At 67.4% G+C, this 26650-nt stretch carries 28 protein-coding genes and 1 pseudogene; 10 read left to right on the top strand and 19 right to left on the bottom strand.

The annotated features are described in order from the left end of the window. Positions 1-34 precede the first annotated feature (34 nt). The 11 genes from ACFYPS_RS30000 to ACFYPS_RS30050 all read right to left on the bottom strand — a co-directional run bounded on the left by ACFYPS_RS30000 (position 35) and on the right by ACFYPS_RS30050 (position 8897). Positions 35-1627 carry a replication initiator gene (locus tag ACFYPS_RS30000; RefSeq protein ID WP_387328745.1) on the bottom strand — a complete coding sequence of 531 codons (1593 nt, stop codon included), beginning with the start codon at positions 1625-1627 and terminating at the stop codon, positions 35-37. Then, positions 1624-2517 (bottom strand): DUF2637 domain-containing protein, encoded by an 894-nt coding sequence (locus tag ACFYPS_RS30005; RefSeq protein WP_387328748.1) that lies wholly within the window; start codon positions 2515-2517, stop codon positions 1624-1626. The genes ACFYPS_RS30000 and ACFYPS_RS30005 overlap by 4 nt, the downstream gene beginning before the upstream one ends. Then, a complete protein-coding gene (locus ACFYPS_RS30010; protein WP_387328824.1) occupies positions 2514-2861 on the bottom strand; it encodes an RRQRL motif-containing zinc-binding protein in 348 nt (115 codons plus the stop codon). Before ACFYPS_RS30010 ends, ACFYPS_RS30005 begins: the two co-directional genes overlap by 4 nt. Before the next feature lie 773 nt (positions 2862-3634). Further along, entirely contained in the window at positions 3635-4045 is a 411-nt protein-coding gene (locus tag ACFYPS_RS30015) for a hypothetical protein (RefSeq protein WP_387328751.1), read from the bottom strand. Then, complete coding sequence (locus tag ACFYPS_RS30020) at positions 4042-4560, bottom strand: hypothetical protein (protein ID WP_387328754.1); 519 nt, start codon at positions 4558-4560, stop codon at positions 4042-4044. The genes ACFYPS_RS30015 and ACFYPS_RS30020 overlap by 4 nt, the downstream gene beginning before the upstream one ends. 86 nt (positions 4561-4646) lie before the next feature. Then, positions 4647-4838, bottom strand: coding sequence for a hypothetical protein (locus ACFYPS_RS30025; protein WP_355610090.1), 192 nt, complete (start codon positions 4836-4838; stop codon positions 4647-4649). Then, on the bottom strand, positions 4835-5713 hold the full coding sequence (locus ACFYPS_RS30030; protein WP_387328757.1) for an FtsK/SpoIIIE domain-containing protein: 879 nt from the start codon (positions 5711-5713) through the stop codon (positions 4835-4837). The genes ACFYPS_RS30025 and ACFYPS_RS30030 overlap by 4 nt, the downstream gene beginning before the upstream one ends. Positions 5714-5821: 108 nt before the next feature. Next, the gene (locus tag ACFYPS_RS30035; protein ID WP_387328760.1) at positions 5822-6751 is read right to left on the bottom strand and encodes a hypothetical protein; all 930 of its coding nucleotides are present in this window, start codon (positions 6749-6751) and stop codon (positions 5822-5824) included. Between the two features lie 120 nt (positions 6752-6871). Continuing rightward, positions 6872-7204, bottom strand: coding sequence for a hypothetical protein (locus ACFYPS_RS30040; RefSeq protein WP_366636922.1), 333 nt, complete (start codon positions 7202-7204; stop codon positions 6872-6874). Between the two features lie 186 nt (positions 7205-7390). Then, positions 7391-8587, bottom strand: a complete 1197-nt coding sequence (locus ACFYPS_RS30045) for a helix-turn-helix domain-containing protein (RefSeq protein ID WP_387328762.1) — start codon at positions 8585-8587, stop codon at positions 7391-7393. Continuing rightward, positions 8580-8897, bottom strand: a complete 318-nt coding sequence (locus ACFYPS_RS30050) for a putative quinol monooxygenase (RefSeq protein ID WP_387328765.1) — start codon at positions 8895-8897, stop codon at positions 8580-8582. The genes ACFYPS_RS30045 and ACFYPS_RS30050 overlap by 8 nt, the downstream gene beginning before the upstream one ends. A gap of 505 nt (positions 8898-9402) precedes the next feature. On the opposite strand from ACFYPS_RS30050, the gene ACFYPS_RS30055 reads away from it, so the two are divergent. Continuing rightward, positions 9403-10254, top strand: coding sequence for a hypothetical protein (locus tag ACFYPS_RS30055; protein ID WP_387328768.1), 852 nt, complete (start codon positions 9403-9405; stop codon positions 10252-10254). 259 nt (positions 10255-10513) lie between these two features. Here ACFYPS_RS30055 and ACFYPS_RS30060 read toward each other — a convergent pair whose 3' ends face one another. The 5 genes and pseudogenes from ACFYPS_RS30060 to ACFYPS_RS30080 form a co-directional block, all read right to left on the bottom strand. Continuing rightward, positions 10514-10924 carry a DUF6069 family protein gene (locus ACFYPS_RS30060; RefSeq protein WP_387328771.1) on the bottom strand — a complete coding sequence of 137 codons (411 nt, stop codon included), beginning with the start codon at positions 10922-10924 and terminating at the stop codon, positions 10514-10516. 10 nt (positions 10925-10934) lie between these two features. Beyond that, positions 10935-11402 (bottom strand): SRPBCC domain-containing protein, encoded by a 468-nt coding sequence (locus tag ACFYPS_RS30065; protein ID WP_387328774.1) that lies wholly within the window; start codon positions 11400-11402, stop codon positions 10935-10937. Next, positions 11399-11743 (bottom strand): ArsR/SmtB family transcription factor, encoded by a 345-nt coding sequence (locus ACFYPS_RS30070; protein ID WP_387328827.1) that lies wholly within the window; start codon positions 11741-11743, stop codon positions 11399-11401. The genes ACFYPS_RS30065 and ACFYPS_RS30070 overlap by 4 nt, the downstream gene beginning before the upstream one ends. A 903-nt stretch (positions 11744-12646) precedes the next feature. Further along, complete coding sequence (locus tag ACFYPS_RS30075) at positions 12647-14320, bottom strand: P-loop ATPase, Sll1717 family (RefSeq protein ID WP_387328776.1); 1674 nt, start codon at positions 14318-14320, stop codon at positions 12647-12649. Between the two features lie 713 nt (positions 14321-15033). Continuing rightward, positions 15034-16003 (bottom strand): annotated as a pseudogene (locus tag ACFYPS_RS30080) (tyrosine-type recombinase/integrase); the annotation flags it as partial. Positions 16004-16045: 42 nt separating this feature from the next. Between ACFYPS_RS30080 and ACFYPS_RS30085 the strand changes: the two are divergent. Then, positions 16046-16480, top strand: coding sequence for a 5'-3' exonuclease H3TH domain-containing protein (locus ACFYPS_RS30085; RefSeq protein WP_354968488.1), 435 nt, complete (start codon positions 16046-16048; stop codon positions 16478-16480). Continuing rightward, positions 16477-17094: a PIG-L deacetylase family protein gene (locus tag ACFYPS_RS30090; RefSeq protein ID WP_354968487.1), complete on the top strand. Its 618-nt coding sequence runs from the start codon at positions 16477-16479 to the stop codon at positions 17092-17094. The genes ACFYPS_RS30085 and ACFYPS_RS30090 overlap by 4 nt, the downstream gene beginning before the upstream one ends. Before the next feature lie 50 nt (positions 17095-17144). On the opposite strand, the gene ACFYPS_RS30095 is transcribed toward ACFYPS_RS30090, so the two are convergent. After that, positions 17145-17297, bottom strand: a complete 153-nt coding sequence (locus ACFYPS_RS30095) for a hypothetical protein (protein WP_354968486.1) — start codon at positions 17295-17297, stop codon at positions 17145-17147. Positions 17298-17304: 7 nt separating this feature from the next. After that, positions 17305-17475, bottom strand: a complete 171-nt coding sequence (locus ACFYPS_RS30100; RefSeq protein ID WP_387328781.1) for a hypothetical protein — start codon at positions 17473-17475, stop codon at positions 17305-17307. 381 nt (positions 17476-17856) lie between these two features. Here ACFYPS_RS30100 and ACFYPS_RS30105 point away from each other — a divergent pair, with 381 nt between their 5' ends. After that, positions 17857-19218, top strand: coding sequence for a hypothetical protein (locus ACFYPS_RS30105; protein ID WP_354967803.1), 1362 nt, complete (start codon positions 17857-17859; stop codon positions 19216-19218). 341 nt (positions 19219-19559) lie between these two features. Then, positions 19560-20728 (top strand): IS3 family transposase gene (locus ACFYPS_RS30110; RefSeq protein WP_354967802.1). Its coding sequence is split into 2 segments (ribosomal slippage): positions 19560-19833 and positions 19833-20728, totalling 1170 coding nucleotides; the frame shifts between segments, so codons are not numbered across the junction. On the opposite strand, the gene ACFYPS_RS30115 is transcribed toward ACFYPS_RS30110, so the two are convergent. After that, on the bottom strand, positions 20689-21333 hold the full coding sequence (locus ACFYPS_RS30115; protein ID WP_354967812.1) for an IS6 family transposase: 645 nt from the start codon (positions 21331-21333) through the stop codon (positions 20689-20691). The two genes, ACFYPS_RS30110 and ACFYPS_RS30115, sit on opposite strands and share 40 nt — an antisense overlap. Positions 21334-21558: 225 nt before the next feature. On the opposite strand from ACFYPS_RS30115, the gene ACFYPS_RS30120 reads away from it, so the two are divergent. The 5 genes from ACFYPS_RS30120 (at position 21559) to ACFYPS_RS30140 (ending at position 26648) form a co-directional block, all read left to right on the top strand. Further along, positions 21559-21699, top strand: coding sequence for a hypothetical protein (locus tag ACFYPS_RS30120; protein WP_354967801.1), 141 nt, complete (start codon positions 21559-21561; stop codon positions 21697-21699). A gap of 67 nt (positions 21700-21766) precedes the next feature. Further along, positions 21767-23716 carry an NAD(P)/FAD-dependent oxidoreductase gene (locus ACFYPS_RS30125; RefSeq protein WP_354967800.1) on the top strand — a complete coding sequence of 650 codons (1950 nt, stop codon included), beginning with the start codon at positions 21767-21769 and terminating at the stop codon, positions 23714-23716. Beyond that, entirely contained in the window at positions 23713-24462 is a 750-nt protein-coding gene (locus ACFYPS_RS30130) for an enoyl-CoA hydratase-related protein (protein ID WP_354967799.1), read from the top strand. The genes ACFYPS_RS30125 and ACFYPS_RS30130 overlap by 4 nt, the downstream gene beginning before the upstream one ends. Next, complete coding sequence (locus ACFYPS_RS30135) at positions 24463-25593, top strand: acyl-CoA dehydrogenase family protein (protein WP_354967798.1); 1131 nt, start codon at positions 24463-24465, stop codon at positions 25591-25593. Continuing rightward, positions 25590-26648 (top strand): acyl-CoA dehydrogenase family protein, encoded by a 1059-nt coding sequence (locus tag ACFYPS_RS30140; protein ID WP_354967797.1) that lies wholly within the window; start codon positions 25590-25592, stop codon positions 26646-26648. Before ACFYPS_RS30135 ends, ACFYPS_RS30140 begins: the two co-directional genes overlap by 4 nt. The last annotated feature ends 2 nt before the right edge of the window (positions 26649-26650 follow it).

The following is a 26650-nucleotide window of genomic DNA, read 5'->3' on the forward strand; positions in this document are numbered from 1 at the left end:
AAGGAACGGCTTCACAGGCGTTGACACGTACGTGTCAAGCGGCCAGGGATCGGGCGGTGGCGCGGTGGGTGGTCATCTCGTCGGCCAGGGCGTCGACGCCGGCGAGGTGTTGCGCGCGGGCCATGGCGGCGGCGGTGTTGGCGAGCAGGGCGTCGCCGGTGGTGATCCAGCCGGTTGCCTGGTAGCCGAGTTCGTAGATGACGCGTTCGGTTTGCTCGTCGTCCCAGGTGTGCGGGTGGCCCTCGGTACGTCGCCAGATGGTGCGTTGGAGGCGGAGGAAGCCGAGGGTGACGGAGAAGGCGCGGCTCTTGGTGGCGATGTGTCCGCCGTAGCCGAACTGGTGCGCCCAGCGGCGAAGCCTCGCGTAGTCGGGGTGCTCTCCGATGTCCCAGCAGGCGCGGATGAGCCGCCCGAGGTGCGTTGCCGGGTCGCCGTGGATCTGAACGGAGAGTTCGTCGACGCGGCGCAGGCTTAGGCCGGTTACCTCGGTGCTCTTGGTGACGTACTTGGCGATGTAGCCAGTGATTTGGGCGAGGTTGACTTCGTGGCCGGGGGCGTTGACGTGCTTGAGGTCCAGGCCCTTGTCGCCCCAGGCGATGTGCCAGCCCTGCCGGCCGTTGGCGGGGTGCGGGGCGGAGGTGTAGGCCGTCTTGACGAACGCCGTCTGGACCGCCTCTTCGAACATGTCCCGGGTGACTACGCGGGGCGGGGGCACGATCGCCTCAGGGCAGTCGGGGTTGTAGCCGTCGAGGCGGATGAGGGCGTGGTAGTGGATGACGCCGCGTACCTGGAATTCGTAGACCTTGATGTAGCGGCGGCGCAGGTCCACGCCATGTGCCCGGCCGAGGCGGCGTAGCTCCCGGTCGGCTTGTTGGATGGTGCGGCGCCACAGCTCGGGTGCCTCGTGGTTCCAGACGACTTGGCCGGTGTGGTCGTAGCAGTCCAGGCACAGCGGCTGTCCGAGGTGGGTGTCAGCGGCCTTGTGGCGTTGGCCGCAGCGCAGCTCGACACCGTGGGGGCAGGTCCGACCGAACGGGTGGCACACCGAGGCCCGGCAGGTGCAGCCGTCTTTCTTGCGGCAGTCCGCCGCGTGGACTTTCACCACCCGGTGGTGCACCGGCCCGAACGACGGGGCGGTCGCGGTCAGAAAGATCGCGATGTGCTCGTGCAGCGGCGGTAGTCCCCACCGGTCGCCTTGGAGGCCGGCTTTGATGAGGTGGTAGGTGTCGCGGCGGTACAGCTCAGCACATGACGGGCAGACGTTGGCGCGGCGGTTGCCGCAGGGGGTGTAGATCGCGCCGTCGGGCATGTCCTCGGTGTCGACGGTGGCCATGCGGTTGCCGTCGGCGTCGTTGACGTGGATCTGCCCGGCTAGCCGGATCGGGTGCTTGCACGCGGAGGCGGCGCGGACGTGGCCGAGCCATTCGGGGTAGTCCGGGTCCTGGGCGCGGGCGCGACCGGTGGCGACGGTGCGGGGATCGTGGCCTCGTACCCACCCGTCAGCGGCGGGGTTGCGGGTGCCGGTGGTGGGTGCAGCCCAGGGCCAGTAGCCGGCGGACTCAGCGGAGGCTCCCGTGCCCGAAACCGTGGTGGTTTCGGGCGCGAGAGGCAACGTCGAGGACGTCACGCGGTGGCTCCAACAGCGGTGCCGTTGTGGGCCTTGTCGTTGATGGTCGGTTGGGTGTTCAGGGCCGTGAGGATGTCGGCGGCCGTGTGGGTGGGGAGGCGCAGTCGCACGGCGAGTTGGCCGGGGGTGATGGGTTCACCGTGGGCTTTCTCGTGGGCGCTGGCGACGATCCGGGCTCCGGAGAGCAGTGCGGGCGCGGGGCCGGCGGTAACTACCGCAGGCGCGGCGGGTGCCGGGGTCGGGTCCTTCTCGGTGGTGTCCGGGGTGGGCTCGACCGTCGTCGGGGTGTCGGTGTCCTCGCCAGAGGTGGGCAGGGTTATGGGTTCGTGGACAGGTGCGGTGATCTCGGGTGTGGGGTTGGTGGCAGGGGTCGCGGCGGCCGGGCGGACCGTCGGCGAGGCGGTGATGTCGGGTGACGACGCCTCGGCGAGGGTGGCCGGCGAAGGTGCCGGGACGAGTTCAGTGGGCCGGGTGTTGGTGTGCTTCGCGGCGAGTAGGGCGGCGGTGGCCATGAGCATCAGGCCATCGACGGCGACGGGACCGAACCAGATGACGAGGGTTCCTTCGTCGTAGTGACGCAGGAGTCCGGACAGGTGTTGGTAGGACACGAACGCGGCGACCAGGGCGACGGGCGGCATCCCGACCCAGCGCAGCACGTCCCAACCCCAGCCCGAAGGCCACGGGGTGCGGGCAAGGATCTCGATGGCGATGAACAGGAACAGCGGCCAGACGATCGCGGAGACAACCGCACCGGGCTCCGGGTTCCAGTTCTGCGGTGCGCCCTTCGGGGCGATGAAGGAGTGGGCGATGTTCGCGGCGACGGACACGAGTCCGCCGAGGACCAGGCCGAGGTAGGCCCAGCGGGTGGGACGGAGGTTCGTCGTGGTCATGAGGTCACCTCAGGGGTGCAGTCGAGGCACGCGTTCGTGCGACGGGGGATGTAGTAGGGCTTGACCTGCTGGCAGTCGGGGCAGGTACGCCGCGCGGTGAGCGCCTTGTCGATGGCCGCCTTCTGGGCGGGAGTGGCGGTGCGCTTGGGCATCGCCAGGTCGAGGCGGAACAGGTAGGCGACGCGCTTGCCGCGACGCCAGAGGATCTGCGCGGCGGGTTCCTGATCGCCGGGGCGCAGGTTGCGGGTACGCAGTTGCCGGCGGGTCAGCAGCCCGTCGGGGGCGAACTTGAACGGGTAGGTCGGCAGGCCGTAGCGCTCGCCGGTCGGGTCGTAGAACACCATCGGGTCCTCCGCGTCGTCGGCGTCGTCCTGGTCCTGGTCGTCGTCGCCGGTGGGGGTGCCGGTGGCGAAGGTGGGGTGTTCGTAGGTGTCGCGGTCGATGTCCTCGGGCAGGAACGCCGCCGAGCAGACCGCGCAGACGATCGGGCCCTCGTCGAAGGCAGCTGTGGAGATGCGCAGCTTGCGGGGGCATTCGCACTCGCACGAGACGCCGTTGTTGTTGTTCGTGCGGGTTTTGCCTTCCCCGGTCGGTTCGGGGTGGCGGTAGAAGCGCAGCGCGACGGAGAGGCCGGCGATGGTGGCCTTGTAGCGGGCGCGGGTGAGGTCGGTCAGGGTGCAGGGCGAGTAGCCGAGCTTGTCGTCCTTGGTGGTGGACAGGCCGAGTTCGGCGGCGAGGGTGGCGAATTTCTTGTTGTGCCAGCGGCCCTGCCGGGAGGTGTCCTGGATGCCTCGCGCGTCGGCGAGGGCGTGGGTGGCTTCGTGCAGGAGGGTGGTGAAGACGGCTTCTGGTTCGCGGGACAGTCCCTCGCCGGAGATGAGGATTTCGGGTAGCTGGTTGTCGCCGGCTTGCCAGCGAAGGGCGGCGAAGTGGCCCCACTTCATGCCCTGGCTGGGCTTGGTGGGTGAGCCGGAGCCGACCACGAGGACGGCGGCCGGGACTTCGGAGTGCTGGTCGCGGATCGCGGCCCAGGCGGACTCAAGCGCGCCGACAAGTGCGGCGGTGGAGATGTCGTTTTGACACGTACGTGTCACGTCGGGGGTGTGGGCGGCGGTGCTCATGCGGCCCTCCGGATGGTGTGTCTGCGGTAGGCGATGGCGGCGGCGCACAGCGCCTCGATGACGTCGGCCGGGGTGCGGCCGGGCAGGGTCTCCCAGGCGAAGACCGGGGCGTGTACGACGGCGATGAGGTAGGTGTTGAACCACTCGACGGCGGCGCTGTAGGTGCGCTGGTCGGCGTCGGTGATGCCGGTCAGGTACCAGCGGGGTCGGCCGAACACGGCGGCCCGAATCGCGCCGAGGATCGACGCCGGGTAGGTGCCGGTGCGATGACAAGCGCACTTAGCCGGGCAGGCGTCGTGCGCGTCGTAGAGGCCGGTCGAGGTCCAGCCGTAGCGGCCCAGGTAGAGGGCGGCGCGGTCGAGGATGGCGTGGACGTTGCCGGTCGGCAGGGCGGCGACGGTGCTCATCGAGCGGCCCGCCAGACGAGGAAGCCGACCCGGGTGGGCAGCCGCTCTTGGCTGTACTCGTTCTCGGCGTAGGTTTCGAGGTCGTCCTCGGTGGCGTGGGTCCAGTCGTAGTCGTCGGCGGCGTCGCGCAGGGTGGAGATGACCTGCTCGGCGGTTTGACCGGGGCGGTCGTTCCAGGTCAGTGGGCAGGTGGGGTCGTCGTCCTCGGTGGCCCGTGGCTGGGGCTGGTTGAAGTCGAGGTAGTTGGCCAGGGCGTCGATGGCGTGGGTGTAGTCGCGGGCTCCGCCGCGCATCTTGCAGTGGTGCGGGATCGACATGCGGTGGCCGTGCGCGGCCATCCCGATTGCGCCGGACACGCAGGCCGGCGGGTAGGGGTTGTCCTCGGTCGAGGCGTAGTAGGTGCCCTGGGTCCAGCCTCGAATTTCGAGGTAGCGGGCGGCGCAGCGCAGGGTGTCGGCCGGGGTCAGGTCGGCCAGCGCGGCGGGGGTGGTGGGCTGTTCTTGGGTAGGGTTCATGGCGGCCACGTCCTTTCGTGGGCGGTGGTTGGGCCGGCGAGCCGGGGTTGCTTTCTCAGGGCTGGTCCCGGTTCGTCGGCCGTCTTCTATCGGTGGTGCAGGTGGAGCCTCAGAAACACCCGCTGCCGGTCGTCGTTCTCACCGGCGGGGGTGGGTGCGGTGCGGAAGACCAGGACGCCCGCGTGCCGGGCGATGGTGGTCAGTGCGGCGATGTCTTCGCCGTCACCGATGAGCACCAGGTCCAGGACCCGAGTCGGGGTAGCGGTCGTGGTGCTCATGCCGCTGTCCGCAGGTCGGCGGGGGCGGCGAGGCCGCTACGGCGGCGGGTCCAGGTGGCGTAGTCGGCGACGCGGATGATGTCGGCGTCGGTCATGTAGGCGGCTTTCACCCGGTTGGGGATGCCGCCTTCGGCGATGAGGTAGCCCTCGCCCTGGTTGTTCGGGTCGATGCTGTTGGAGGAGAAGCCGCGGGCGTACCAGCCGTGTCCGAGCACGATGTCGGAGGACACGTCGTTGGTGCAGCGGCCAGCGAACCGCCACGCGAACAGGTCCCGCAGGGACGGCGGGATGATGTCCGAGGACGGGCGTTGAGTCGCGGCGGCGACGATGATGCCGACGGCGCGGCCCCGGGCGACGATGTCGCGTAGCAGCGCGGCGAACAGGTCCTGGTCCTTCTTGTCACCGGCGGTGGCGGAGAAGTAGGCGATCTCGTCGCAGGCCACGAGGATCTGACCGAACAGGTCGTTGGGGCCGATCTTGCGGCGGCGGTGCGACAGCAGGAACGAGTACCGGTTGTCCATCACGGTCTGCACCCGGCGAAGCGTGCGGATGGCGTAGTCCATGTCGGGGCCGACGAACACGTCGGCGGCGTCCTTCCACAACCCGAGTTCGACCTGCTTGCCATCGAGCAGGCACAGCCGCACATCCGGGCACAGGGCCGCGTGCCCAACGATGGTGTTCAGCAGCGACGATTTGCCCGCGCCGGGTTCACCACCGATCAGGATGTTGCGGTAGATCATCGGCAGGTAGGCCGGTTGGCCGAACTCGTCGATGCCGAGGAAGACCGGGTCGAAGATGGACAGGCCCGCGCCGACCGGCACCGTCTGCGGCGCGTCTGGCCGGGTGGGCAGTTCGATGGTGTCCGTGAGGTCCATTGCAGGGCTCCCGGGGTCGGTTGACACGTACGTGTCAAAGCGGGTGGGGGAGGGAAGGGCGCGGACGCTTGACCCGTCAGGGGTGCTTGGTCCGCGCCGTCCCGGTGGTTAGGCGTAGTCGGAGGGGTCGAACCCGTTCGGGCTCGCAGTGGTGGTGTTGCGCGGCTTGCGCTGGCGGGGAGTGTCGGCCGGTGCGGTGACCGGCTGGTCGGGCACGTCGGGCAGGTCCAGGCCGACAGGCGGCATGCCCGGTGAGGTAGGAGCGTTGGACGGAATGTCCGTGGGGACGTAGTCCGGCAGCGGCGACACCACCGTGTGCGCCAAGGGTTCGCGGCGGGTGATGTCGATGCGGATCAGCGCCGCGTACTTGCGACCGGCGCGCATGACGCGGACCTCGTTGGCCCAGCACGCCACAGCGAGTTTCTGCATCTGGCCGTCCTGCTCCAGATCCCGCAGAGACAGACCCGGGCGCAGCCACACCCAGACCCGCTCACCGGCCGGGGTCGACTTGGCGGGCAGGATCAGCGGCAGCGAACCGTGCCGGTTCGTGGCGATGAACGCCGCGAAGCACAGCCGCAGCCGATGCCGGACGATCAGGCACCAGATCCAGGCCATGACCCGGCGGCGGACCGGACCGATCGCGGCGGGGACGCCGACGGCCAGGGCGACGATGAGCAGCGAGCCCCACAGCGGGGTCGACTGCATCACCGTGGTCCAGCCGTAGACGACGGCCAGGCCGAGCCCGATCTCCGGCAGCCAGTGCCAGAAGACGCGCAGGACCGGCCACGCCACGATCAGCGCGAACAGCACCGCCCCGAGCAGAGCGCCGATGATGACACCGAGCAGCGCGCCCAGGATCGGGTGCAGGTAGTGCGAGGCCACCGTGGCGGCCAGGAGGCCGACCACGCCGAGGGTGACCCAGAACGCGATGGTGGCCCGACGACGATACGAGCGGGCAACCGGCGCTTCGATGACAGTGACGTTGTTGCCCCCACGGTTCGACCAGCCGAACAGGGACCTCTGGCTAGACTTGGACACGACAAGTCCTCCCTAGTAGGGACCTTGTTGGACAGGACGCGGGGTCGCAGACGACGCCAATCAACGGCGACCCCGTGTCCACCTCTTCGCTTCTGTGGAGCCGATCGAGAACGACCGCCGCTAGGCGGCGGCGGTGTCCAGTGCGGTCAGGGCCGAGGCCCGGAACGCGACACCCGAGCGGACCTTGCCGTCCCGGTCGTTGACCCAGGGCAGCGCCTCCAGGTTCACCGGAACGACCGGCTGACGAACCGCGACCGCCGGCATCACCGGGCTGACCACGGTCACGTTGATGACCTCAGCGCTACCGTCCGCGAGGGCGTAGAGCTGCACCGCCCACATCGGGGCCTTCGTCTCCCGGTCGAACTTCTGCTGACCCGTCTGGTCCAGCTTCGGCACCGGGTTCACCGCGACCTCGTACGACACCTTCGAGGTGTCCAGCAGCAGACGTCCCATGACTGACTCCCTTCAACTAGAGCTCGCTCACCTTGAGCGATTGCCCGTGTTCGATGGGATCAGCGTAGACCGTACAAAAGTACGTGTCTAGTACTTCAGTACGGATCATCGATAGGAATCTTGGTGCGAAGAAGGGCGCCCCGCTGTGGGACGCCCTTCGGTGCAGCTCGGGAGGTGTGGCGGTGGCTAGGCCACTCCTACGCGGCGGGCTAAGGCTGCCAGCCGGTCGGAGGGGGCGGGTTCCATCCGTACAAGGTCGGAAACCGTCGTCTCCACCACCGGGTGTCCCTTGACCTGCTCCGGGGTTAGCGCCTCGGCCTGCTCAAGCGCGTCGATTGCCTCAGATACCCTGCGGCGCTGAGTCCAGGCGCGTGCCACGTCGATGAGGAGCCGAGCCTGCCGCTCGGACGATAGGCCGGACGAGTCGATCCGCTCCGCCGCGCGGAGGGCAGAACCGGCGTCGCCGAGTTCGACTGCCACCGCGACCTCGTGCAGATGGACATTCGTGGGGCCGAACTCGGTCTCGTAATCGTTACGGTCGACTCCCAGGAGCTGGGCAGCGTTTCGCGCTACTCCGAGATACTCGTGAGCCCTCTGGTCGTCTCCCATCCGCGCAGAGGCCACAGCCAGTTGCAGATTTAGCGCGCCGAACAGCGACACGGCCGCCGGCTTGTCCGCCGATACCTCGGACTCCAGCGCTGCCGCAGACGACGATGCAGCGCTTATGACTTGATCGAATTGCCGCCCGCCCTGAAAAACCAGCGCAAGGCGGAATGTTCCAGCGGCTACCAATAGCGGGTCTCCGACCTGCTCCGCAACGAGCAACGCCCGATCGGTTGCGACCCAGGCTGCTTCATGCTGACCAAGCTTCGACAGTGCGGCCGAAAGGGCGTGATACACCGACGCTAGCTCGGTGAGGTACGTCTTTCGCGCCTCGTCTTTGGCGGATCGTGTTGCTCTCTCCAGATCCGGCAGTAGGCTCCGCAGCAGCTCGGCCAGGTCCTCGTAACGGGCAGCGTGTGCGTACGTCCAGCACAGATCGGCTCGCTCGGCTGTCTCCGGCAGGGGAAGCTCTCGGTCCTTGCCCAGGATCGCCGCCATGAGGTAGCTGGTACTTAGCACCGAACGTAGGGCGGCAGCCGCCGAGGGAACCTCAGCGCTCTCCGTATCCGCAGTGCCCGGGGCCAGTTCGGCCATCGGGATGCCGAGCGCACCCGCGATCCGCTCCAAGATGGAGACCCGGTCGATCGAACGCACCCCACGCTCGACCTGCGAAAGCCAAGCCTCAGACCGCCCGATCATCTCGGCAAACTCACGCTGAGAAAGCCCACGCTTTTGCCGCCGCATAGCTATAAGTCGACCTTGCTCATTGCTGTCAGGCATCAAGTGAACCAAGGCCCTTGCTAGGTCCGACCGTTAGAAACTCAACCCGCGCGTCCTGCGTGTACGGCTCGCGTTCCTTGTGAAAGCGGATCACGTGAGGCTGCACTTCGTGCGCGTCAAATGCCTTTCGGTCCGCGTAGCACTCGTAGAAGACTCGGGCGAGCGGTGCTCCCTCTACGGAGTGGGTAGCGTAAATCAGCGTCCCTGGTTCGCGGGCACGAATCTCAGCCCCTGTCACCGCGACAAGCGCGTCAAACGCTTTCGCGCTCTCGTCGTCTTTCAGATCGAAGCGCACCACCAATGCGAACATGCAGCCATCCTCCTTGTTAAACCGAGAGTCACGGCTTGCGTACGCAACTCTAGCCGTACTCTTGTTCGGCCACCCGTATTCTATTACGGATCTACTTGCCGGGGTAGTCGGCGAACGGGTGGGGCTCCTGAGCCAGTAGTGCTGTCGGATGAGCCTGGTAGTGCTGTCAGGCTCCAGTTGATGCGTTACGCATCTATTCCAGTTGATGGGTGACAGCTCGCCGGCCGGTAGTGCCTGGTCGTCACACCGCGTGACTGATCCGTCGCCTGCTGCCGGGACGCGCGATGGATGGTGCCCACCAGCAAGGCGCGGTCAGCGGCATGAGCGGATACTCGGCGTACCTAGTACGGCAGCCGCCATTGGCGGTCTGACCTGGCGGGATGCGGTGGGGGTGTGCGAAGTGGACGCAGCCGCCTGTCGATCCTGTGTTTGTGAGGACTACAAGATCGAAGGCGGCTGCTGCTGCCAGGGTTAGCAGATCGCCGATCCGCAGGCCTCGGCCGGTATGGGACTGCCACCGGAGCTGGAGTTCCGCACCAAGGGCCAGTTGGCGATCGACCTGTGCGCGGACGCGTACGCCGACGGGCTGGTGTTCGACGTCGCCTGCGGCGACGAGGTGTACGGCAACTGCACACAACTGCGGGAGTTCTTCGAGACTCACCGGCAGGCGTACGTGCTGCGGGTCGCCTCCACCTTCATGATCGACCTGCCCTCGGGTGACAGGCTGACCTGCGCCCAGGCCGCCACCCTGCTGACCGGGGACAACCGCGGGTGGGAGATCCGCTCGGCAGGGGCGGGGTCGAAGGGACAACGCTGGTACGCCTGGGCGTGGCTCGCCACCACCTCACCCCGCCACCATCTGCTGGTCCGCCGCCATCTAAACAGCGGTGAGCTGGCCTTTCACTACTGCCACGTGCCCGAGGGACAGATCCTGACCAAGACCAGGCTGATCCGCGCCGCCGGACTGCGCTGGCCCGTCGAGGAGTGCTTCGAGTTCGGCAAGGACCACTTCGGCCTGGACCAGTGCCAAGCCCGCCTCTACACCGCGATCGCCCGACACACCGTGCTGGTCATGGCCGCCCTCGCCGTCTGCGCGGTCACCGCCGCCCACCTCAATGACCGCACCGACACCCAGGCCCCGCCACCGAGCACACCCGACCAGCCGCCACCGCCCGAGCCCGGACTCATCCCACTGACCGTGCACGAGGTCAAACGGCTACTCGCCGACGCCCTTCACCATCCGACACCTCCCGGCCACGCCACCCGCTGGCTCACCTGGCGACGCCGTCACCAGGCCCGCGCCCGCTGGTTCCACCAACGCACCCGACTGAATCGCGACTACGCCCTGGTCAGCTAGCAATTGGCGGCTGCCGTACTAGAGCGGTGCCGTGAAAACAGATCTTCAGATCTGACCCGTGGCACTCGCCGTCGTCCGGCGTGGCGACGCGATCCTTGTTCCTCCACTCAGCCGAGATGGCGGATGGGCCATCTAAGCCGCAGGCCATAGGTATCTCATCGATGAGGGCGGCCCCGTCAAGCGGCAACCGTTGAGCCGTTTCGACGCACAGGGAAAGCCGTCCCGTCTGACATGATCTCCTTCCGGCGGGCCGTGCGGCTCAGGTTGGTATGGCTTTTGTGGCGCGGGTGGCCCCCGCCTGTCGGCCGATGGCGACCACGGCGGCGATGGTGATCGGGACGAGTGTCAGGTGGCAGAGGGCCAGTGTCGCCTTGCTCGCGGTGTCGAAGTCGGTGGGCAGGGTCATTAGGGCGATCGTGCCGACCGCCAGCACCGGGCCGACGACCAAGGCGGCCCGGATGACCCAGGCAGCAAGCGGTGCCAGCAGAGCGACGACGGCAAGGCCGATCAGCAGTGGTATTGCGCTGAAACCAGCGACGGTGACCGCGTCGACCTCGGCCGGTCCGCTGGAGGAGGTGAATTGAAACGTGCCGCCGGCTGCTCGCCCGACGCTGTAGAAGACGAGATTGACCACCACGGCGGTGACGCCGCCGAGAGCGACGACCGCCACCCGAGAGAGCCTAGACATCAGCAGGCTCCGTTCCGCGCTGACGGGCCAGGAACGCCTCGATGCGGGCGAATGCACCGGCCCACACCTCGCTGACGAAGAAGTCACGGACCTCGGGAACCGGGAAGCCGCTCTGGACGACGGTCATCAGGGTACCGCCGTCCTTCTCTTCGAAAGTGACCTCGATACGGGTCGTCATGGTCATGCCATCCGGGCTGGCGCCGCTGGACTCGGTGACGAGCCGGTGCGGGCGGTCGATCTCGACGAACGTCTGCGTCTCCCGGAACAGCATGTCGGGGCTGGGCCCCCACACCGCAGTCTGCTGTCCGCCGACCCGCAGATCGACCTCGATCTCGACGATGCCGGGCTGCTCGTCGAGGATGGTGAACCAGATCTTCTGCTTCTCGGCGTCCGTGTACGCGTCGAAGACCTCCTCCGGTGTCGCGGGCAGTTGCCGCGTCATCTGCATGTCAAGCGTCATGAATCCTGTCCCTTCGGGCCGGGTTGGAGGGTGAAGTAGGCGTCGAGACCGTCGAGGCGGCGGGCCCAGAGCCGTTGGTAGAAGCCGATCCAGGCCATCGCCTCATCCAGCGGCGCAACGCCGAGGCGGCACTGACGTGACCGGCCGACCTTCTCCGTAACGACGAGTCCGGCATCTTCGAGCACCTGGACGTGCTTTTTCATACCGGTCAGGCTCATCCCGGTGGGCTCGGCGAGCTCGCCGATGGTGGCCGGGCCGTCGCCGAGCCGGATCAGAATGCCTCGGCGGGTCGGATCGGCCAGCGAGGCGAACACCCGGTCCAGGACATGTTGGTGAACCATGTAGTTCACCTTACGACACTGAACCTTCAAGCTCAATGTCGTCTTGGTGCTGCGCGCGGCGACGCGCTCAATTCGGCAGAAGCGGATGTTGCCGCATCCGCGTCCTAGACCACCGGGGTTCACAGTCGGTAGCCGGCGAGCCGGGGGATCGCGTAACCCATCAAGCGGAGTCAACGTGTTACGTATCAACCGGAGTACGACATGAGCCCGGTAGTTCCCCCTGTGAGAACTTTCTGTACGAGATCAAGGCGGCCCGCTTCGCAGGCCGCTCGCGCCGCCGACCAGGGGCCGACCCGAACGGGTCGCCGATCGGGGACCCCGCGCCCTTAGCGCAAGCGCACGGGCGCACCCCGAACGGTTGCAGCCCCGCCGGCGGCGCGACATACGAAGGAGGCCCCGGGCCGCCATGATGAGATGAGTGGCAGTTCCGGGGCTTCGGTGTTGAGGATGACGACCAGGGCGTGCCTCCGGCGGGGCGCTCGGGCACTCCGGGATGGTTGGCGCCATCCCGACAACCTTCGCCCGGGCCGAGCCGAGCGGGGGGGGGGGGGGCCCCGGGGGGGCGCCCCCGCCGGGGGGGGGGGCTACAACCAAACCCACACCCCCCCCCCCCCCCCCGCCACCCGAGGGACGGCCGGCAAGGGGGGGGGGGGCCCCCCCCCGGGGGGGCCCGGGGGGGGGGCCCCCCCGCCCCCGGGCCCCCCCCCCCCCGCTCCAGGGTGTGTGGACGAAGGCCGACGGGATGGCTAGGGGGCGCAGCCGGCGGCAAACGGCGGGGTGAACCGGGAGGAACGGTCGCGGAGGCCCGCGCAGTGAAGGTCTAGTTTTAAATCCCGCCGTCCGACCGGGTTAGGGGCATATTCGGTCGGTGATCATATACGCCTGGCTATTGACGGCAGCCATTTAGTCTCGTATGTCTAGGGCCGGCCGAAACGCCGGGTGCACTACGAACGCTGCGACTTTACGCAGGTTACTGACATGGTCGGGGAAGCTGGGCTGGGCGTTGTTGTAGATGGCGGGCTCGTCGACCCGCCGACGTTCAGAACCGACAACTTCATCGACGGTAGTAATGCAGCCAATGAAGCCGATATTGTGAAGGAGTCGGATTAGCGCCTGGTATACCTCTGCCGGGTCATCCGAGCTCGAGGCCGACCAAAGAGGTTCAGCAAATCCGGTCAACCAAACGGTCCCCGCAAAATCAGGCTCCGCAGTCAACAGGGCGCACTCGACCAATCGCTTCGCCATCTCCTCCCAATCTAGAGTGTTTGGCGCGCGAGTGAAAGCTGCGAGGACGCGCTCGATTCCCGGGTATGTGGGCTTCCATTCATCGCGGAGAGCAAGTAGACGGTTCTTGGAGTATGCGGACTCGGCTGATTGGATTGCCGGCCAGGTTAGCTTCTCCTTCCCATTTGAGAGGGTGAAGCATTCGTTCAAGAAGGCGATGGCGTCCCGCGGTCGGAGCAGGGTTCGGTTGAGAATGTAATCTAGGGGGTTGCCTCGAGTTGGATTCGAGCGTGGAAGCAACTCATCCATTGATTCCACGTTGTCCAAGCCGTGGCGCTGGGCTGCCACGCTCACGCGGCTGTCCAGAAGATCACGCAGCTCGCTCTTTGACCATTTCAGCGTATGGCTGAGGCCGCGGAACTTCTCCTCCTGCCCGCCGGTTCTGCCGAAGTCGAGCGCCTCGAAGATGTTAGTCCGTAGTGCGACCAGGACCTTTAGGTTCTCAACCCGTTTCAGATCCATCACAGCACGGAAAAGGCACCGAATTAGATCGTTGGTGACTTTCTCGTCTGCCCAATCGCGATCTAGGTCGTCGATGACGATGTAAGTATAGTGCTGGGCGGAATCGAGGATATCCTCGTTCAAGACGCGTTCCATCTTGTTTAGACGAGGTAGTTGTGTCTCGTTTACGAGCCTTTGAAACCGGTTAACGAGTTCGCTGCGATTCTCCAGCGATTCCACCAAGGCGTCCGCACCGTTGACACTAAGGCTCCCGATGCCGGCGCTTATCTTGCCGCCCGCCTCAGCCTTCACCTGGGTCTCGAACTTCTCAATGATTTCTCGGACGCGTTCGTCTGTCTCTTGCCAGAACTTCCCCTCGAAGTCCTCTAGGTACTTAAGCGCTTCTTGTTTGCTCTTGTCTCGCCTGATCTTATCCATTAACCCGGAGAGGAATCGTTGCTTCGCTTCAGGTGAGTCAACCTGGTAGCGGTGCTTGATGATCTCGATGATCAGAACGTGCTTCCAGAGGGCGATGAATAGCGGGTCGAGGTGAACGTCTAGCGACTTTAGGAACCGAACGGCTTGCAGCTCTGAGATGTACGTCAGCGACAAATCCTCGGGGCTCAGGCGGATTAAATGGTCGCCGTGCTTATACTCGATCTGACGGAATAGCGCCGACTTGCCACTACCGGTGCGTCCAATAAGGAAGCACCGTTGATCATCACGAGATACTACTGACCGGTAAAGCCATGTCTCGTAAAACGCATCCCGCAGCAGGCCGTCGTACTCGGCGGCTCCCTCGCCTAACGTGAACTCATTCCGAATCCGCCGTTTGGGCTGCCGTGCCGCCACTGGCCACCTCCGAAGTCTTCGGGCTAGAAGTGGAGGCCACCTTATCGAAGATCGCAAGGGCGCGGGACCCCTCACGGGGTCATCCCCGGGTCTACTCGCATGCACTGTCAAACGACTGTCCCCCTAGGACGTTGCTGGATCATCGCCCAGATGCCCGGGTGCGGTAGGCCGAAGGGGCGGCCAGCAGTGGCGAGCGGACGCAGGCGAGTGCTGATGCAAGATCATCAAATATAGATCCACTGCACGGAGAGTGAGCATCGGTGGTAAGTGTTGACCAAGGTTGGAAGCTTTGCCCTCCTCATGGTATCGACCGGTTCGATTGGCGATGTCCTCTCGCTACCGTCGGTTTAAGGGGTTCAAATCCCGCAGTTCCGCCGGACGAGTCGGGCAAGTGCGGCAGGGGAAGTGGGTTGGGACCGGGTGGTGGTGGTAGCTCGTGAGGATGCGGCGGTACAGCACCGAAGTACAGCAACCGACGGAGCCCTACCGGATCGCGACGAACCCGATCAGGCCGTTGAACAGCCGTGCCGGCCCCGTCCAACCACCTTGCCGAGGTCTGGGGGTCAAGGGGTCGTCGGTTCGAATCCGGCCGTCCCGACAGACAAAAAGCCCTGACCAGCGGAAACGCTGGTCAGGGCTTTAAGTTTGTCTATGGGGTTTTGAACCGCCCCCCCCGAAAACCCCCCATTTACCGGGGTCGGCAACCAGGTTCGTCATCCCTGCGCATCGTTGGGGACTGCGGGTGTGGGACGTCGCCCGCGGTCGGCGCCGAGTCGCTCGAGGATGTCCGAGACGTCCGGGGCTTGAGCGGGCTTGGCGATGTAGTAGGTGGCGGTGACCTCCTCGCTGGAGTGCCCCAGCTGGGCTGCGGCGCTCTTCGTGTCGGTTTCTTCCTTGATGAGGGTGGCGACTGTCTTGCGGAAGGTGTGGGGGGTTGACCCAGGCGAGGTCGGTGTCGGCGCGAGCCTCACGCCACTGACGGCGGACGTTGTTGGGTGACAGCCAGGTGCCGCGTCGGGAGGTGAAGATCGCGTCGTGGGGGTTGTCGGCGGCGACGAGCTTGCGGGCCATGATCATGCCGACGGCGAATCGGGGTAGGACGACGATCCGCCAGCCGGCGTCGCTTTTGGTCCAGGGTTGGCGGAAGAAGCCCCGGCCTTTGACGAAGACGAGCGTGCCGCAGATCGTCAGGGTGAGGCGTTCGGCGGCGAGGTCGAGGTCCTCCCAGCGCAGGGCGAGGATCTCGCCGATGCGGGCGCCGGTGGCGAGCATGAGGTCGACGATGTCGGCCAGATCGCCGCTGTGCCGTGGTCCGGGCTTGCCGGGGATGGGTCGCTGCCAGTCGCGGATCGCCGTACGGACGGCCTGGAGATTCTCGTCGGTGAGGGCGACGACGGTGCGGCGAGGTTTACGTAGCCGGCCGGTGTCGCGTACGGGGTTGGTGGGGATCGCGCCGTGGCGTACGGCCAGGGCGAACATCTGGCTCAGGACGACTTTCGCGCCTTTGGCTGCCGAGGGACGGTCCTTGGCGATGTCGCGCAGGAACCGATCCAGGCGCCCGACGCTGGCTTCTCTGATCCGGAGGTTGCCCAGGGCGGGCAGGATCGCGTTGCGCGCGCTGGTCTCGTATCGCTGGATGGTCTGTGGTGCGATCCGTTCCTCGGTGGTGATCTCTTCGATCCATTGTCCGTCGACACCACGCCGCCACCCCGCCCGGTCGTGATCATGTCCCGCGACCGCGACTACTACCAACTCGTCAACGACCGCGTCCGCGTCCTCCACACCAAGATGCACCCCGGCAAGCGCTACATCGGCCCCGCCGACGTCTTCGCCCGCCACCAGGTCACCCCCGCTCAGTGGGCAGACTTCCGCGCGCTCACCGGCGATCCCGCCGACAACATCCCGGGCATCCACGGCATCGGTGCCAAGACCGCCGCCACCCTCCTCGCCGACGGCCTCACTCTTGACGACCTGGCGACCTCCGACCGTCTGGACACCGGACGTGGCCGCCTCGTCCGGGAACAGCTCGGCTTGGCCCGCAAATGGCGGGACATGATCCGCCTCAACCACGAGCTGGACGTTCCCGTCATCCCCACCGGCCAGCGGAGTCAACTCCTGCCCACACCGGCGGAGGTCGTTGAGGAACTGGGCCTGTGGTGACGTCCGCCCCCGTCCTGCTCACCGTCATGGCGCATCCAGACGACGCCGAACTCTGGGCAGGCGGCACCATCGCCCGCCACGTCCGTAACGGAGGCACAGCTGTCATCGCCGTTCCCCACCACGATGCAGTCCGCGACGCCGAGGCCACAGTCGGCGCGCACCTCCTCGGGGCTGACCTCTACTTCATGGACCAGCTCTCGGTCTCGACCGTCGCCACCGTGCTCAGGGAAGTCCGCCCCGACGTACTGATCACCCACCCGACAAACGACATCCACCCCGAACACCGCCGCTGCGCCGAAGCGGTCCTCAGCGCCCTACCCAACGTCGTCATCACCACTGGCCACCCGAAGCGGGCCTACCACAGCGACGGCTACAACAACCTCGACCAGCACGGCCGCCCACTCGAACTGCCAACCATCATCGACGTCAGCGCCCACTGGCGCACCAAGCTCGACGCCCTCCGATCCCACACATCCCAGCCGATCCTCGACCACTTCGGGCCGATGGCCGACGCGCTCGGGAAGCTGCATGGCCGCCGGATCAACGCCGCGTACGCGGAGGCGTTCCGAGCGATGCCGATCCTCGGCCGCCTACCAGCAGCACCCGGCCTCTGACGCCTGAGCCTCGGGTGTGTTGACCCGGCAGGACATACCCGGCTAGGGAACTAAAGCGAGTCGTGGTCGGCGGACAACCGCTTGAGCAATCTTGCGGTCGCGGTGATCAGCGTCGCGCGGTCCTCCCGGGTGTACTCGAACTCCTTCGTCACGTCGTCCTTGTGGCAGGCGCCGCTCATGGTCGAAAACAAGTCCTCGGCCATGCAGGGCTCACCGCTCGGCGAGGGTGCGCTGCCGTGGCGTCTTCTTCACCGCATCGGCAAACACCTTTTGCGTCCCGTATGACTCGCGGACCTGCTCCAGCGCCTTGCGTGCCTGCCCGATCGCGGAGGGCAGGTTGCCCTCGCGTAGCAGCCCACGAGCGTCGCGCAGCAGTTCCACCGCGTCCGCATAATCCGCGCCGTCAGCCAGAGGCACTAGCAGCTCGACGTAGGTCCCGGCCTCGATGTCCTCCAGGTTGTCGGCCCACTCGCCAGCGCCGACATCGAAGGACAGCTCCCCGGTCAGCTGAGTGAACCTGTCAGCTACCCCTGGAATAGATCGTCTAGACGAAGGATTGAACCAGCCCTTCCAGCGCGGAAGACCTGTATGGCCCCCGCTCCCAGTTGAGACTGCCGCGGACGACGCGTCACCGTAAGAGCGAGCGCGTCTCATGGCTGCTCAAGCTCAGATGCACTACGCTCGACCGACCTGCATCATCGCGACGTTCTTGTGGGCCGGTGGCCGGTAGGGCGCGAACAGTGATGCGAAAGGAGTAGCCAAATGCCGGCGATCTTCATCGATCATCAGCCGAGAGGCCGCATCGCCTTCAACGACACGCTCGTACGCGATAGCTACACCGACAGCGCCCCGATCGACAATGACCTGCCGAGGTATGCCGTCGCGGTCATCTGCTCGCGGTCCTCATCAGAGCCGTCATCCGTTGAAGCGATCGCGATCGGATCGTTTCGCCGTAGCGTGCGAGTAACCAGCTTCGCCCGACGGTACGAAGTCTCCGGCATCTCGTTACTCCGGCGCCCGGTTCCGCTTGAAGCTGTGCTGGATCGTGTGTCGCCCCAGATCAAGCCACATGTGGCCCCGGCGCACACCGCGAGGAGCGCTCTGCCCGAGGGAAGCTCTACCGCCGTTGTTCGTGTATTGAGCGAGCTGACGAGTGACGCGGCCGGCCTGATCGAACAAGCGAGCGGCTACCCCATCGGTACCAGGCGGATCACCGAGGCACGGCGAACCTTACTCGCCGAAGAAAAGGACACCCTCGGGCTCATCGCCGAGATATCCGGTCTCGGTCGTCGCCTTGGCCAGCCAGGCCGCGCGCTAATGACTCCGCCCGACGAACTGGACACGCGCCGCACCTTGCTGGAGACAGCGCGGCTCAGCTACAACGACGAGGACACACTTATCGATCGCGACATGGAACGCTTCGATGGCATTCTAGGACGGCGCGCACGCAGGAACGCCCGGGGCATGCTGATCCGCCTTCGTGGCGGCGAAAGGCTCACTGTCCTCAACACGAACAAGCGCGACCTGGAAACCACCAGAGGCAGTGACCTCATCTACTACCATGCCGAGCGACATTGCGGCATCCTTGTGCAGTACAAACGTATGAAGCAGGATCCCGATGGCGGATGGACCTACCGCGGCGATCCCCAACTGGCGACTCAACTTCGCAGCATGCGCGCACTTGATCCAGGGAAACAACCCGGCACGGTCGGGCAATACCGGCTCAGCGCTCAACCGCACTACCTCAAGATCGTCCGCCCCAGTGACTACGACGGCCAGTCGACAGAGCTAATGAAGGGCCTCTATCTTCCACTGGATCTCGTCGACCTCATGCACGAATCTGCGGCCGACACGACCAAAGGTGGCGACAATCTGCGCGTCACGTGGGACGACGACCGATGGCCAACTCAACGGCACCTGAACAACACCGACTTCACGCAACTCTTCCGGGACGGCTGGATCGGCTCGTGCGGCACCACAAGCGACGAGATCCGAAGCTGGCTGGAGCCTCTATTCGACGCAGACGAACTGATCACGGTCGCCATCGCCGAAGGGGCATCGAATAAAGCCAGAACGCTACGGCACGCTGCGCCATCGGCGCAGCCGTCTACGCGGGTCCGATGATCTACCCATCACAGTCCGGCGCCGACCTGCGTGAGCCCCCGGGCGGCGGGCGATGCGCCGTCCGAGATCCTTCCCCCATTTACCCTCGAAAACCCGTGTCAATGGTTGACCAGCGGTGACAACTGGTGATCACCTTGTTGCTGCGTCCCCGGTTCGTGACCGCGCCGGAGTCTCTGAAAGGCTGGTCGTCACGTCTTGTGCGACCGGCGCGCCAGAGCCTAGCCAGAGGGGTGACCACGGCGAGGACGCCGACTGCGACGGATTCGCTGAGCCGGGACTGCCCCCGGTTCGGTTGACTCCTGACCTGTGGGGATGCGTTCCTCGCTGGAAGGATGTCTGTCATGCCGAAAGCGTTCCCGCCGGAGTTCCGCCGTGACGTGGTCGCGGTCGCCCGTAAGGGCGAGGCGCCCCTGTCGCAGATCGCGAAGGACTTCGGGATCTCCGAGTCGTGTCTGCACCGCTGGCTCAAGCTCGCCGACATTGATGAAGGGGTCCGTCCCGGGACCACCGGCAGTGAGTCCGCTGAGCTGCGGGAGCTGCGCAGGCGTAACAAGCTGCTGGAGCAGGAGAACGAGATCCTGCGTCGAGCGGCGGCGTTCTTCGCCAAGGAGATCGCCCCAAAATGATGTACCCGCTGGTCGGTGACCTGGCCGCGGACGGGATTCCCGTCGCGGTGACCTGTCGGGTGCTGGGCTTCAGCAAGCAGGCCTACTACACGTGGCGCGCCAACCCGGTCACCCGACGGGACCTCAACGACGCGTATCTGATCAACGCCGCCCTTCACATCCACCACGACGACCCGGCGTTCGGGTACCGGTTCATCGCCGATGAACTACCCGCCCACGGCATCACCGCCGGCGCCAATCGGGTGGCTAGGCTCGGCAAGGTGCAGCGCATCTGGTCGGTGTTCGCCAAGAAGAAGGGGCTGACCCGGCGGGCCGGGCCGCCGGTGCACGACGACCTGGTGCAACGCCGCTTCACCGCCGATGCCCCGGACCGGGTGTGGCTAACCGACATCACCGAGCACCCCACCGCCGAGGGCAAGCTGTACCTGTGCGCGATCAAGGACGTGTACTCCGGCCGGATCGTCGGCTACTCCATCGACTCGCGGATGAAGGCATCCCTGGCCGTCGCGGCGTTGTCCAACGCGGCCCGACTCCGGGACCCGACCGGCACGATCGTGCACTCGGACAGGGGCAGCCAATATACGTCGTTCCGGTTCACCACCCACCTCGTCGCCGCCGGCGTCGACGCCTCCATCGGCATCGTCGGTGACGCCCTCGACAACGCCCTCATGGAATCCACGATCGGCCTGTACAAGACCGAACTGATCAAACCGCGGCGGCCGCGGCGCAGCCTCGCCCAGGTCGAGCTGGCCACCGCGGAATGGGTCGACTGGTACAACCACCACCGCCTGCACTCCGCGATCGGACACCGCCCACCCGCCGAACACGAATCGATGTTCTACGCTCACCAACAGCCCGACCAGCCGGAGCTGGTCACAGTCTGAGGACTCCACCAGACTCGGGGCGGTTCAGCGATGATCACCTGTGCTGTCTCGTCGGTCCGTAGCCCGCGCATCGGTCTCAATCGGTGTTTGAGCTGGCTGTGATCAGCCTCGATCGGATTGTTGGCGTACTGCTCGACGTGGTGCCACGCGGACGGGATCAGCTCGTCGAGCACGCTGGGGTAGACCGGCGCGGCGTCGGTGACCACCTCGCTGGGTGTCACCTTCAACGTCGACAGCGCCTGGCGGAAGAACCGCCGGGCCGCGTCGGCGTCCCGGCGGGCCGAGACCAGCACGTCGATGACCTGCCCGTTCTCGTCGACCGCCCGGTACACGTACCGCCACACCCCGTTGACTTTGACGTACGTCTCATCAACGTGCCACCTGTCGCCTGGTGAGTGGCGGCAGAAGCGGGCGGCGTCGGCCAGCAGTGGGGTGAACCGCTGCACCCAGCGGTACACGGTGACGTGATCGACCTCCACGCCACTTTCGACCAGCAGTTCTTCAACATCCCGGTAGGACAAGCAGTAGCGCAGATACCAGCGTGCCGCGACCACGATCACCTCCGGCGGGAACCGGAACCCGGCGAACGCCGACTTCGGAGGCAGCCACGGGTCGGGTCGGGTCGATGACGTCACTGCTCCAGCCTGCCTCGATCTTGCCAACGCTCAACGCAACGGAGCCGCTCTACCCCCGTAGCACGCCGTTGACGCGTTCCAGCAGGGCTGTCAGGTCGGCTTGTGCCGAACTGCGGGTGAGCGTGCGGGCGGACGGCTGAGGGCGGGGGCTGCAGTCGAACGTCGGGCCGGTGGAGCACCGGGCTCACCCTGGCGGTGTTTGACCTGCTGCAACGCGCCGACGGCGCCGAGCTGCTGAACCGGCACTTGGCCCAGCCCCGTGCCGAGCTTGCCGAGCTGCTCGTCGGCCGCATCTCCGAACTCCTTGCGGATACTGACCGGAGAGTATACAAATAGCGAAGGAACCGATTCCGGCCGTCCGCGCACACCCGGCTACGGTGGCCCGCGGAACTTGGGGGACGATGTGATCGAAAGCTCGGCCACGTACCCGATCGCCGTCGAGGAGGACGCGAGCGCGGTTGCGGCGCTGCGTGAGGCCCTCGCGGAGGCGAACATCCCGACGCTGCTGATGGTCCTCGTGCAGCTCACCGGCGACCGTCATTGGCTGGCGGACCCGTACCGGCCCCAGCGCACCAAGGGGATGAGCGACAACGACACCGGCGGGCTGCCGCCGGAGGTCCAGGAGCTGATCCGCGGCGAGGCGTTTGACGCCATCCGGCGATGGCGCGCCGGCGAGCTGACCCCGATGGGTCTGCCGCCGGAGGAACTGTTCGTCGAGATGATGAGCGTCTGCGTTGGCGAGCCGGTCCCGCCGGAGTACGCGCCGATGATGGCCGAGGAGATGGGCTTCCGCGCGCGCGACGTCACCTGGGACACGTCGCCGGACCCCGAGGCGCTGAGCCGCTTCCACGTCCTGGTGATCGGTGCCGGGGTCTCCGGCCTGTGCACGGCCTTCAAGCTGGAGCAGGCCGGCATCCCGTACACGGTGATCGAGAAGAACGACGCCGTCGGCGGTACCTGGCTCGACAACCGGTATCCGGGTTGCGGGGTGGACACGCCGAGCCACCTGTACTCGTACTCATTCGCGCAGCAGGAGTGGCCGCACTACTACTCCAAGCGCCAGGACCTGCACGACTACCTGGAGCGGTGCGCCACCGAGTTCGGCGTACGGCACCGGATCCAGCTCCGCACCGAGGTGCGCTCCGCGCGCTACGACGCCGTGACGCACACGTGGACTGTCATGCTGCGCGGCCCCGACGGCACCGAGCGCGAAGTCGTCGCCAACGTGGTAATCAGCGCAGTGGGGCAGCTCAACCGGCCCTCCGTGCCGAACATCCCAGGGCGGGACACCTTTGCGGGGCCGGCGTTCCACTCCGCCCAGTGGCCGTCAGAGGTGGACGTGCGGGGCAAACGGGTCGCGGTGGTGGGCACCGGCGCCAGCGCGATGCAGCTCGTCCCGGCGATCGTGGACGAGGTCGCTCAGCTGACCGTGTTCCAGCGCTCGCCGCAGTGGACGGCACCCAGCGAGAACTACCGCCGCGAGGTCACCGACGGCATCAAACTCCTCATGAAGGAAGTGCCGCTCTACGCGGCCTGGTACCGGTTCCGCCTGGCGTGGGCCTTCAACGACAAAGTGCACGCCTCGCTGCAGGTGGATCCGGACTGGCCACACCCCGAGCGCTCGGTGAACGCGGTCAACGACGGGCACCGCCGCTTCTTCACCGACTACATGCTCGGCAAGCTGGGGGACCGCAGCGAGCTCATCCCCAAGGTACTGCCCGACTACCCGCCGTTCGGCAAGCGGATGCTGATCGACAACGGCTGGTTCGAGGCGATCACGCAGGACCATGTTGAGCTGGTGACCGAGTCCGTCGCGGAAATCCGCCCACACGGTCTGATCACTGCGGACGGTGCGGAGCACGAGGCGGACGTGATCGTGTTCGCGACCGGATTCGACAGCCGCAAGATGCTCGCGCCGATGGAGATCCGCGGGCGGTCCGGCCGGACCCTGCGCGAGACCTGGGGCGACGACGACGCCCACGCGTACCTCGGGCTCGCCATCCCGGACTTCCCGAACTTCTTCTGCCTGTATGGGCCGAACACGAACCTCGGCCACGGCGGCAGCCTGATCTTCCTGACCGAGTGCGGCGTCCGCTACATCATGGAGATCATCCAGGCGATGGTCTCCGGCGGACTGGCCGCCGTGGAGTGCCGTCTGGACGTCCACGACGCGTACAACGCCCGGGTAGACGCCGCGCACGGCCGGATGATCTGGACCCACACCGGGATGGACACCTGGTACCGCAACGCGCGGGGCCGGATCGTCACGAACTCGCCCTGGCGGGTCGTCGACTACTGGCAGATGACGCGCAGGGCGCGCCTGGAGGAGTTCCACGTGGAGGGAGCGTCGTGAGCGAGGTACTCATCGAGGTACGCCCAGACGGGGTCGCGACGCTGACCCTGAACGCGCCGGACCGCCGCAACGCGCTGACCGCGGAGATGGCCGACGAGATGGTGGCCGCCTGCGACGCGCTGGACGCCGACGAGCGGGTCGGCGCGGTGGTGGTGCAGGCGCAGGGCAAAGCCTTCTGCGCCGGGGCGCACCGCGACGTGCTCGCCGCGGTAGCGAAGGATCCTGCCGCCGACGGGGCGTATCGGACGCTGACCCGGATCTACGCCGCGTTCACCCGGGTCGGGCGGCTCGCGGCGCCGACGATCGCGGCCGTCCGTGGGCCCGCGGTCGGCGCCGGGATGAACCTGATGCTGGCCACGGATCTGCGCGTGGTGGCCGACGATGTGCGGCTGGCGTCCGGCTTCCTGCCGCTGGGCGCACACCCCGGCGGCGGGCACTTCACCCTGCTGAGTCGGACGGCGGGGCGCGAGGTGGCGGCGGGGATCGGGCTGTTCGGGGCAGCGCTCACCGGCCGGGAGGCGGTGCAGCGCGGTCTCGCGTTCGCGTCCAGTCCTGCGGACCAGGTGGAGGCCGAGGCGATCCGGCTGGCGTCCACGGTGGCCAAGGACCCGGCGTTGGCCCGGGCGGCGGCCCGCTCGTTCCGTCTCCAGGCTGGCCCGCCCGGCGTCGGCTGGGACGTCGGCGTGCAGGTCGAGCACCCCGCGCAGATGTGGTCGTTCCGGCGCGGCCCACTCGGGGAGGCCTGAGTGGCCCTCACCCTCCCGCCCGCGGTGCTGCCGAAGTCCGCGGAGGCACTCCGCGCCGAGGTGCGGGAGTTCCTGACCGAGCAGCGCGCGTCCGGGGCGTTCGTGCCCGGCGTCGACACCTGGCTGTCCAGCTTCGACGCGGAGTTCAGTCGCCGGCTGGGGGAGCGCGGCTGGCTCGGGATGACCTGGCCCAAGCGGTACGGCGGACATGAGCGCTCGGCGCTGGAGCGGTTCGTCGTCATCGAGGAGCTGCTCGCGGCCGGCGCGCCCGTCGCCGCGCACTGGGTGGCGGACCGGCAGTCCGGCCCGTCGCTCCTGCGGTTCGGCACCGAGAAGCAGCGCCAGACGTTGGTGCCCGCGATCGCCCGGGGCGAGTGCTACTTCGCGATCGGGATGTCCGAACCGGACAGCGGCTCCGACCTCGCCTCGGTGCGCACGAGAGCAACCCCGGACGGCGAGGGCTGGCGGCTCGACGGCACCAAGGTGTGGACCAGCGGCGCGCACCATTGCCACTACATGATCGCGCTCTGCCGGACCGGCCCGGACCGGCACGGCGGGCTCACCCAGTTCGTGGTGGACCTGTCCGCGCCGGGCGTGCAGATCCGTCCGATCGAGCTGCTGACCGGGGAGCACCACTTCAACGAGGTCGTGCTCGACAACGTGTACGTCCCCGGCGAGATGCTGCTCGGCACGGAGGGCGACGGCTGGAAGCAGGTCACCTCGGAGTTGGCGAACGAGCGCAGCGGCCCCGAGCGATTCCTCAGCACCGCGCAGCTCCTGGTCGAGCTGGCGAGGTACGCCGAGGCCGCACGGGACACCCGCACGCTGGCCACCCTCGGCGGGCTCTTCGCGCAGATGTGGTCGATCCGGCAGTTGTCCCTGCGGGTCGCCGGGGCGCTGGACCGGGGCGCCTCCGTCGAGGTCGAGGCGGCGCTGGTGAAGGACGTCGGCACCCGCTTCGAGCAGGAGGTCGTCGACGCGGTCCGCGTCGCGCTGGCCGGGAACGTGGACCGGGACAGCCGGGCGGCGGCACTGCTGACGCATGCCGTGCTGCACAGCCCGGGTTTCACGCTCCGGGGCGGCACCACCGAGATTCTCGGGGTCATCGTGGCGAGAGGGCTGGGGCTGTGAGCGACGAACGTGAGCTGCTGGCCGGTGCTGTCACCGACCTGCTGACAGACCACTGTGGGCCAGATCGGGTCGCCGCCGCCGACGGCGGCTGGGACGAGGGGTTGTGGCGGCACCTCGACCGCGCAGGGTTGACCGGCATCGGCATCCCCGAGGAGGCGGGCGGCTCCGGCGGCGACGTGGCCGACGCGGCGGTCGTCGCGCGGCTCTGCGCGAGCTTCGCCGCCCCGGTGCCGATCGCGCCGACGCTGCTCGTCGCCCCGTGGCTGCGGGACGCGGCCGGGCTCGCGCAACGGCCCGGCCCGGCGGCCGTCGCCGGGAAGGCCGACGTGACGGCGGTACGCGCCGACGGTGGCTGGACGCTGCACGGCGAGGCCCGCGGGGTGCCGTGGGGAGGGTGCGCGGCCAGCGTGCTGGTCCTCGCCTCGACAGATGAGGGGCTGGCGCTCGCGGAAGTCGTCGGGGCCGCCGCCACGCCCGGGACCAGCCCGGCCGGCGAGCCGTCCGACACGCTGCGGTTCCACGGCCTCGGCCTCCCCGACGAGCGGGTGCGCCCGGTCACCACCGAACTCCTCGGCGAGCTCCGGCTGCGCCAGGCGCTGGCAACCACGGTGATGCTCGCCGGGGCGCTCGACCGGGTGCTGCAGCTGACCCGGCGGTACGTCGGGGAACGGGTGCAGTTCGGCAAGCCGATCTCCTCGTTCCAGCTGGTCAAGCAGAAGGTCGCCGTCCTCGCCGGCGAGGTGGCCGTGGCCGGTGCGGCAGCGGACGCGGCGGTGCTCGCAGTGGCGGCAGGTTCCACCGACGCCGCACCGGCCGTGCTCGCCGCCCGCGTCCGGGCGGCGCGCTCGGCCACCGCGGCGACCGCGATCGCGCACCAACTCCACGGCGCGCTCGGCTTCACGAGGGAGCACCAGTTGCAGCACTTCACCCGGCGGCTCTGGGCCTGGCGGGACGATGGCGACGCCGAGGGCACGCTCCAGGAGGAACTGGGCCGGATCCTGGCCGAGCGCGGGGCCGCGGGTTTCTGGCCCACCGTTGTCCGGGCGGGGGTGTGACG

It is taken from the genome of Micromonospora sp. NPDC005087, from assembly GCF_042872965.1.
In the GTDB taxonomy this organism is placed as follows: Bacteria; Actinomycetota; Actinomycetes; order Mycobacteriales; family Micromonosporaceae; genus Micromonospora.

Bases quoted from the DNA above. Each gene is read 5' to 3' on its own strand.
- ACFYPS_RS30045 (WP_387328762.1), bottom strand. From the start codon at position 8,587: ATGCCTGACAGCAATGAGCAAGGTCGACTTATAGCTATGCGGCGGCAA.
- ACFYPS_RS30095 (WP_354968486.1), bottom strand. From the start codon at position 17,297: ATGGCCGAGGACTTGTTTTCGACCATGAGCGGCGCCTGCCACAAGGAC.
- ACFYPS_RS30025 (WP_355610090.1), bottom strand. From the start codon at position 4,838: ATGAGCACCACGACCGCTACCCCGACTCGGGTCCTGGACCTGGTGCTC.
- ACFYPS_RS30070 (WP_387328827.1), bottom strand. From the start codon at position 11,743: ATGGTTCACCAACATGTCCTGGACCGGGTGTTCGCCTCGCTGGCCGAT.
- ACFYPS_RS30040 (WP_366636922.1), bottom strand. From the start codon at position 7,204: ATGGGACGTCTGCTGCTGGACACCTCGAAGGTGTCGTACGAGGTCGCG.
- ACFYPS_RS30010 (WP_387328824.1), bottom strand. From the start codon at position 2,861: ATGGTGTTCTACGACCCGACCGGCGAGCGCTACGGCCTGCCGACCTAC.
- ACFYPS_RS30015 (WP_387328751.1), bottom strand. From the start codon at position 4,045: ATGAGCACCGTCGCCGCCCTGCCGACCGGCAACGTCCACGCCATCCTC.
- ACFYPS_RS30055 (WP_387328768.1), top strand. From the start codon at position 9,403: ATGGGACTGCCACCGGAGCTGGAGTTCCGCACCAAGGGCCAGTTGGCG.
- ACFYPS_RS30030 (WP_387328757.1), bottom strand. From the start codon at position 5,713: ATGGACCTCACGGACACCATCGAACTGCCCACCCGGCCAGACGCGCCG.
- ACFYPS_RS30065 (WP_387328774.1), bottom strand. From the start codon at position 11,402: ATGACGCTTGACATGCAGATGACGCGGCAACTGCCCGCGACACCGGAG.
- ACFYPS_RS30020 (WP_387328754.1), bottom strand. From the start codon at position 4,560: ATGAACCCTACCCAAGAACAGCCCACCACCCCCGCCGCGCTGGCCGAC.
- ACFYPS_RS30050 (WP_387328765.1), bottom strand. From the start codon at position 8,897: ATGTTCGCATTGGTGGTGCGCTTCGATCTGAAAGACGACGAGAGCGCG.
- ACFYPS_RS30105 (WP_354967803.1), top strand. From the start codon at position 17,857: ATGCCGGCGATCTTCATCGATCATCAGCCGAGAGGCCGCATCGCCTTC.
- ACFYPS_RS30005 (WP_387328748.1), bottom strand. From the start codon at position 2,517: ATGACCACGACGAACCTCCGTCCCACCCGCTGGGCCTACCTCGGCCTG.
- ACFYPS_RS30085 (WP_354968488.1), top strand. From the start codon at position 16,046: ATGTCCCGCGACCGCGACTACTACCAACTCGTCAACGACCGCGTCCGC.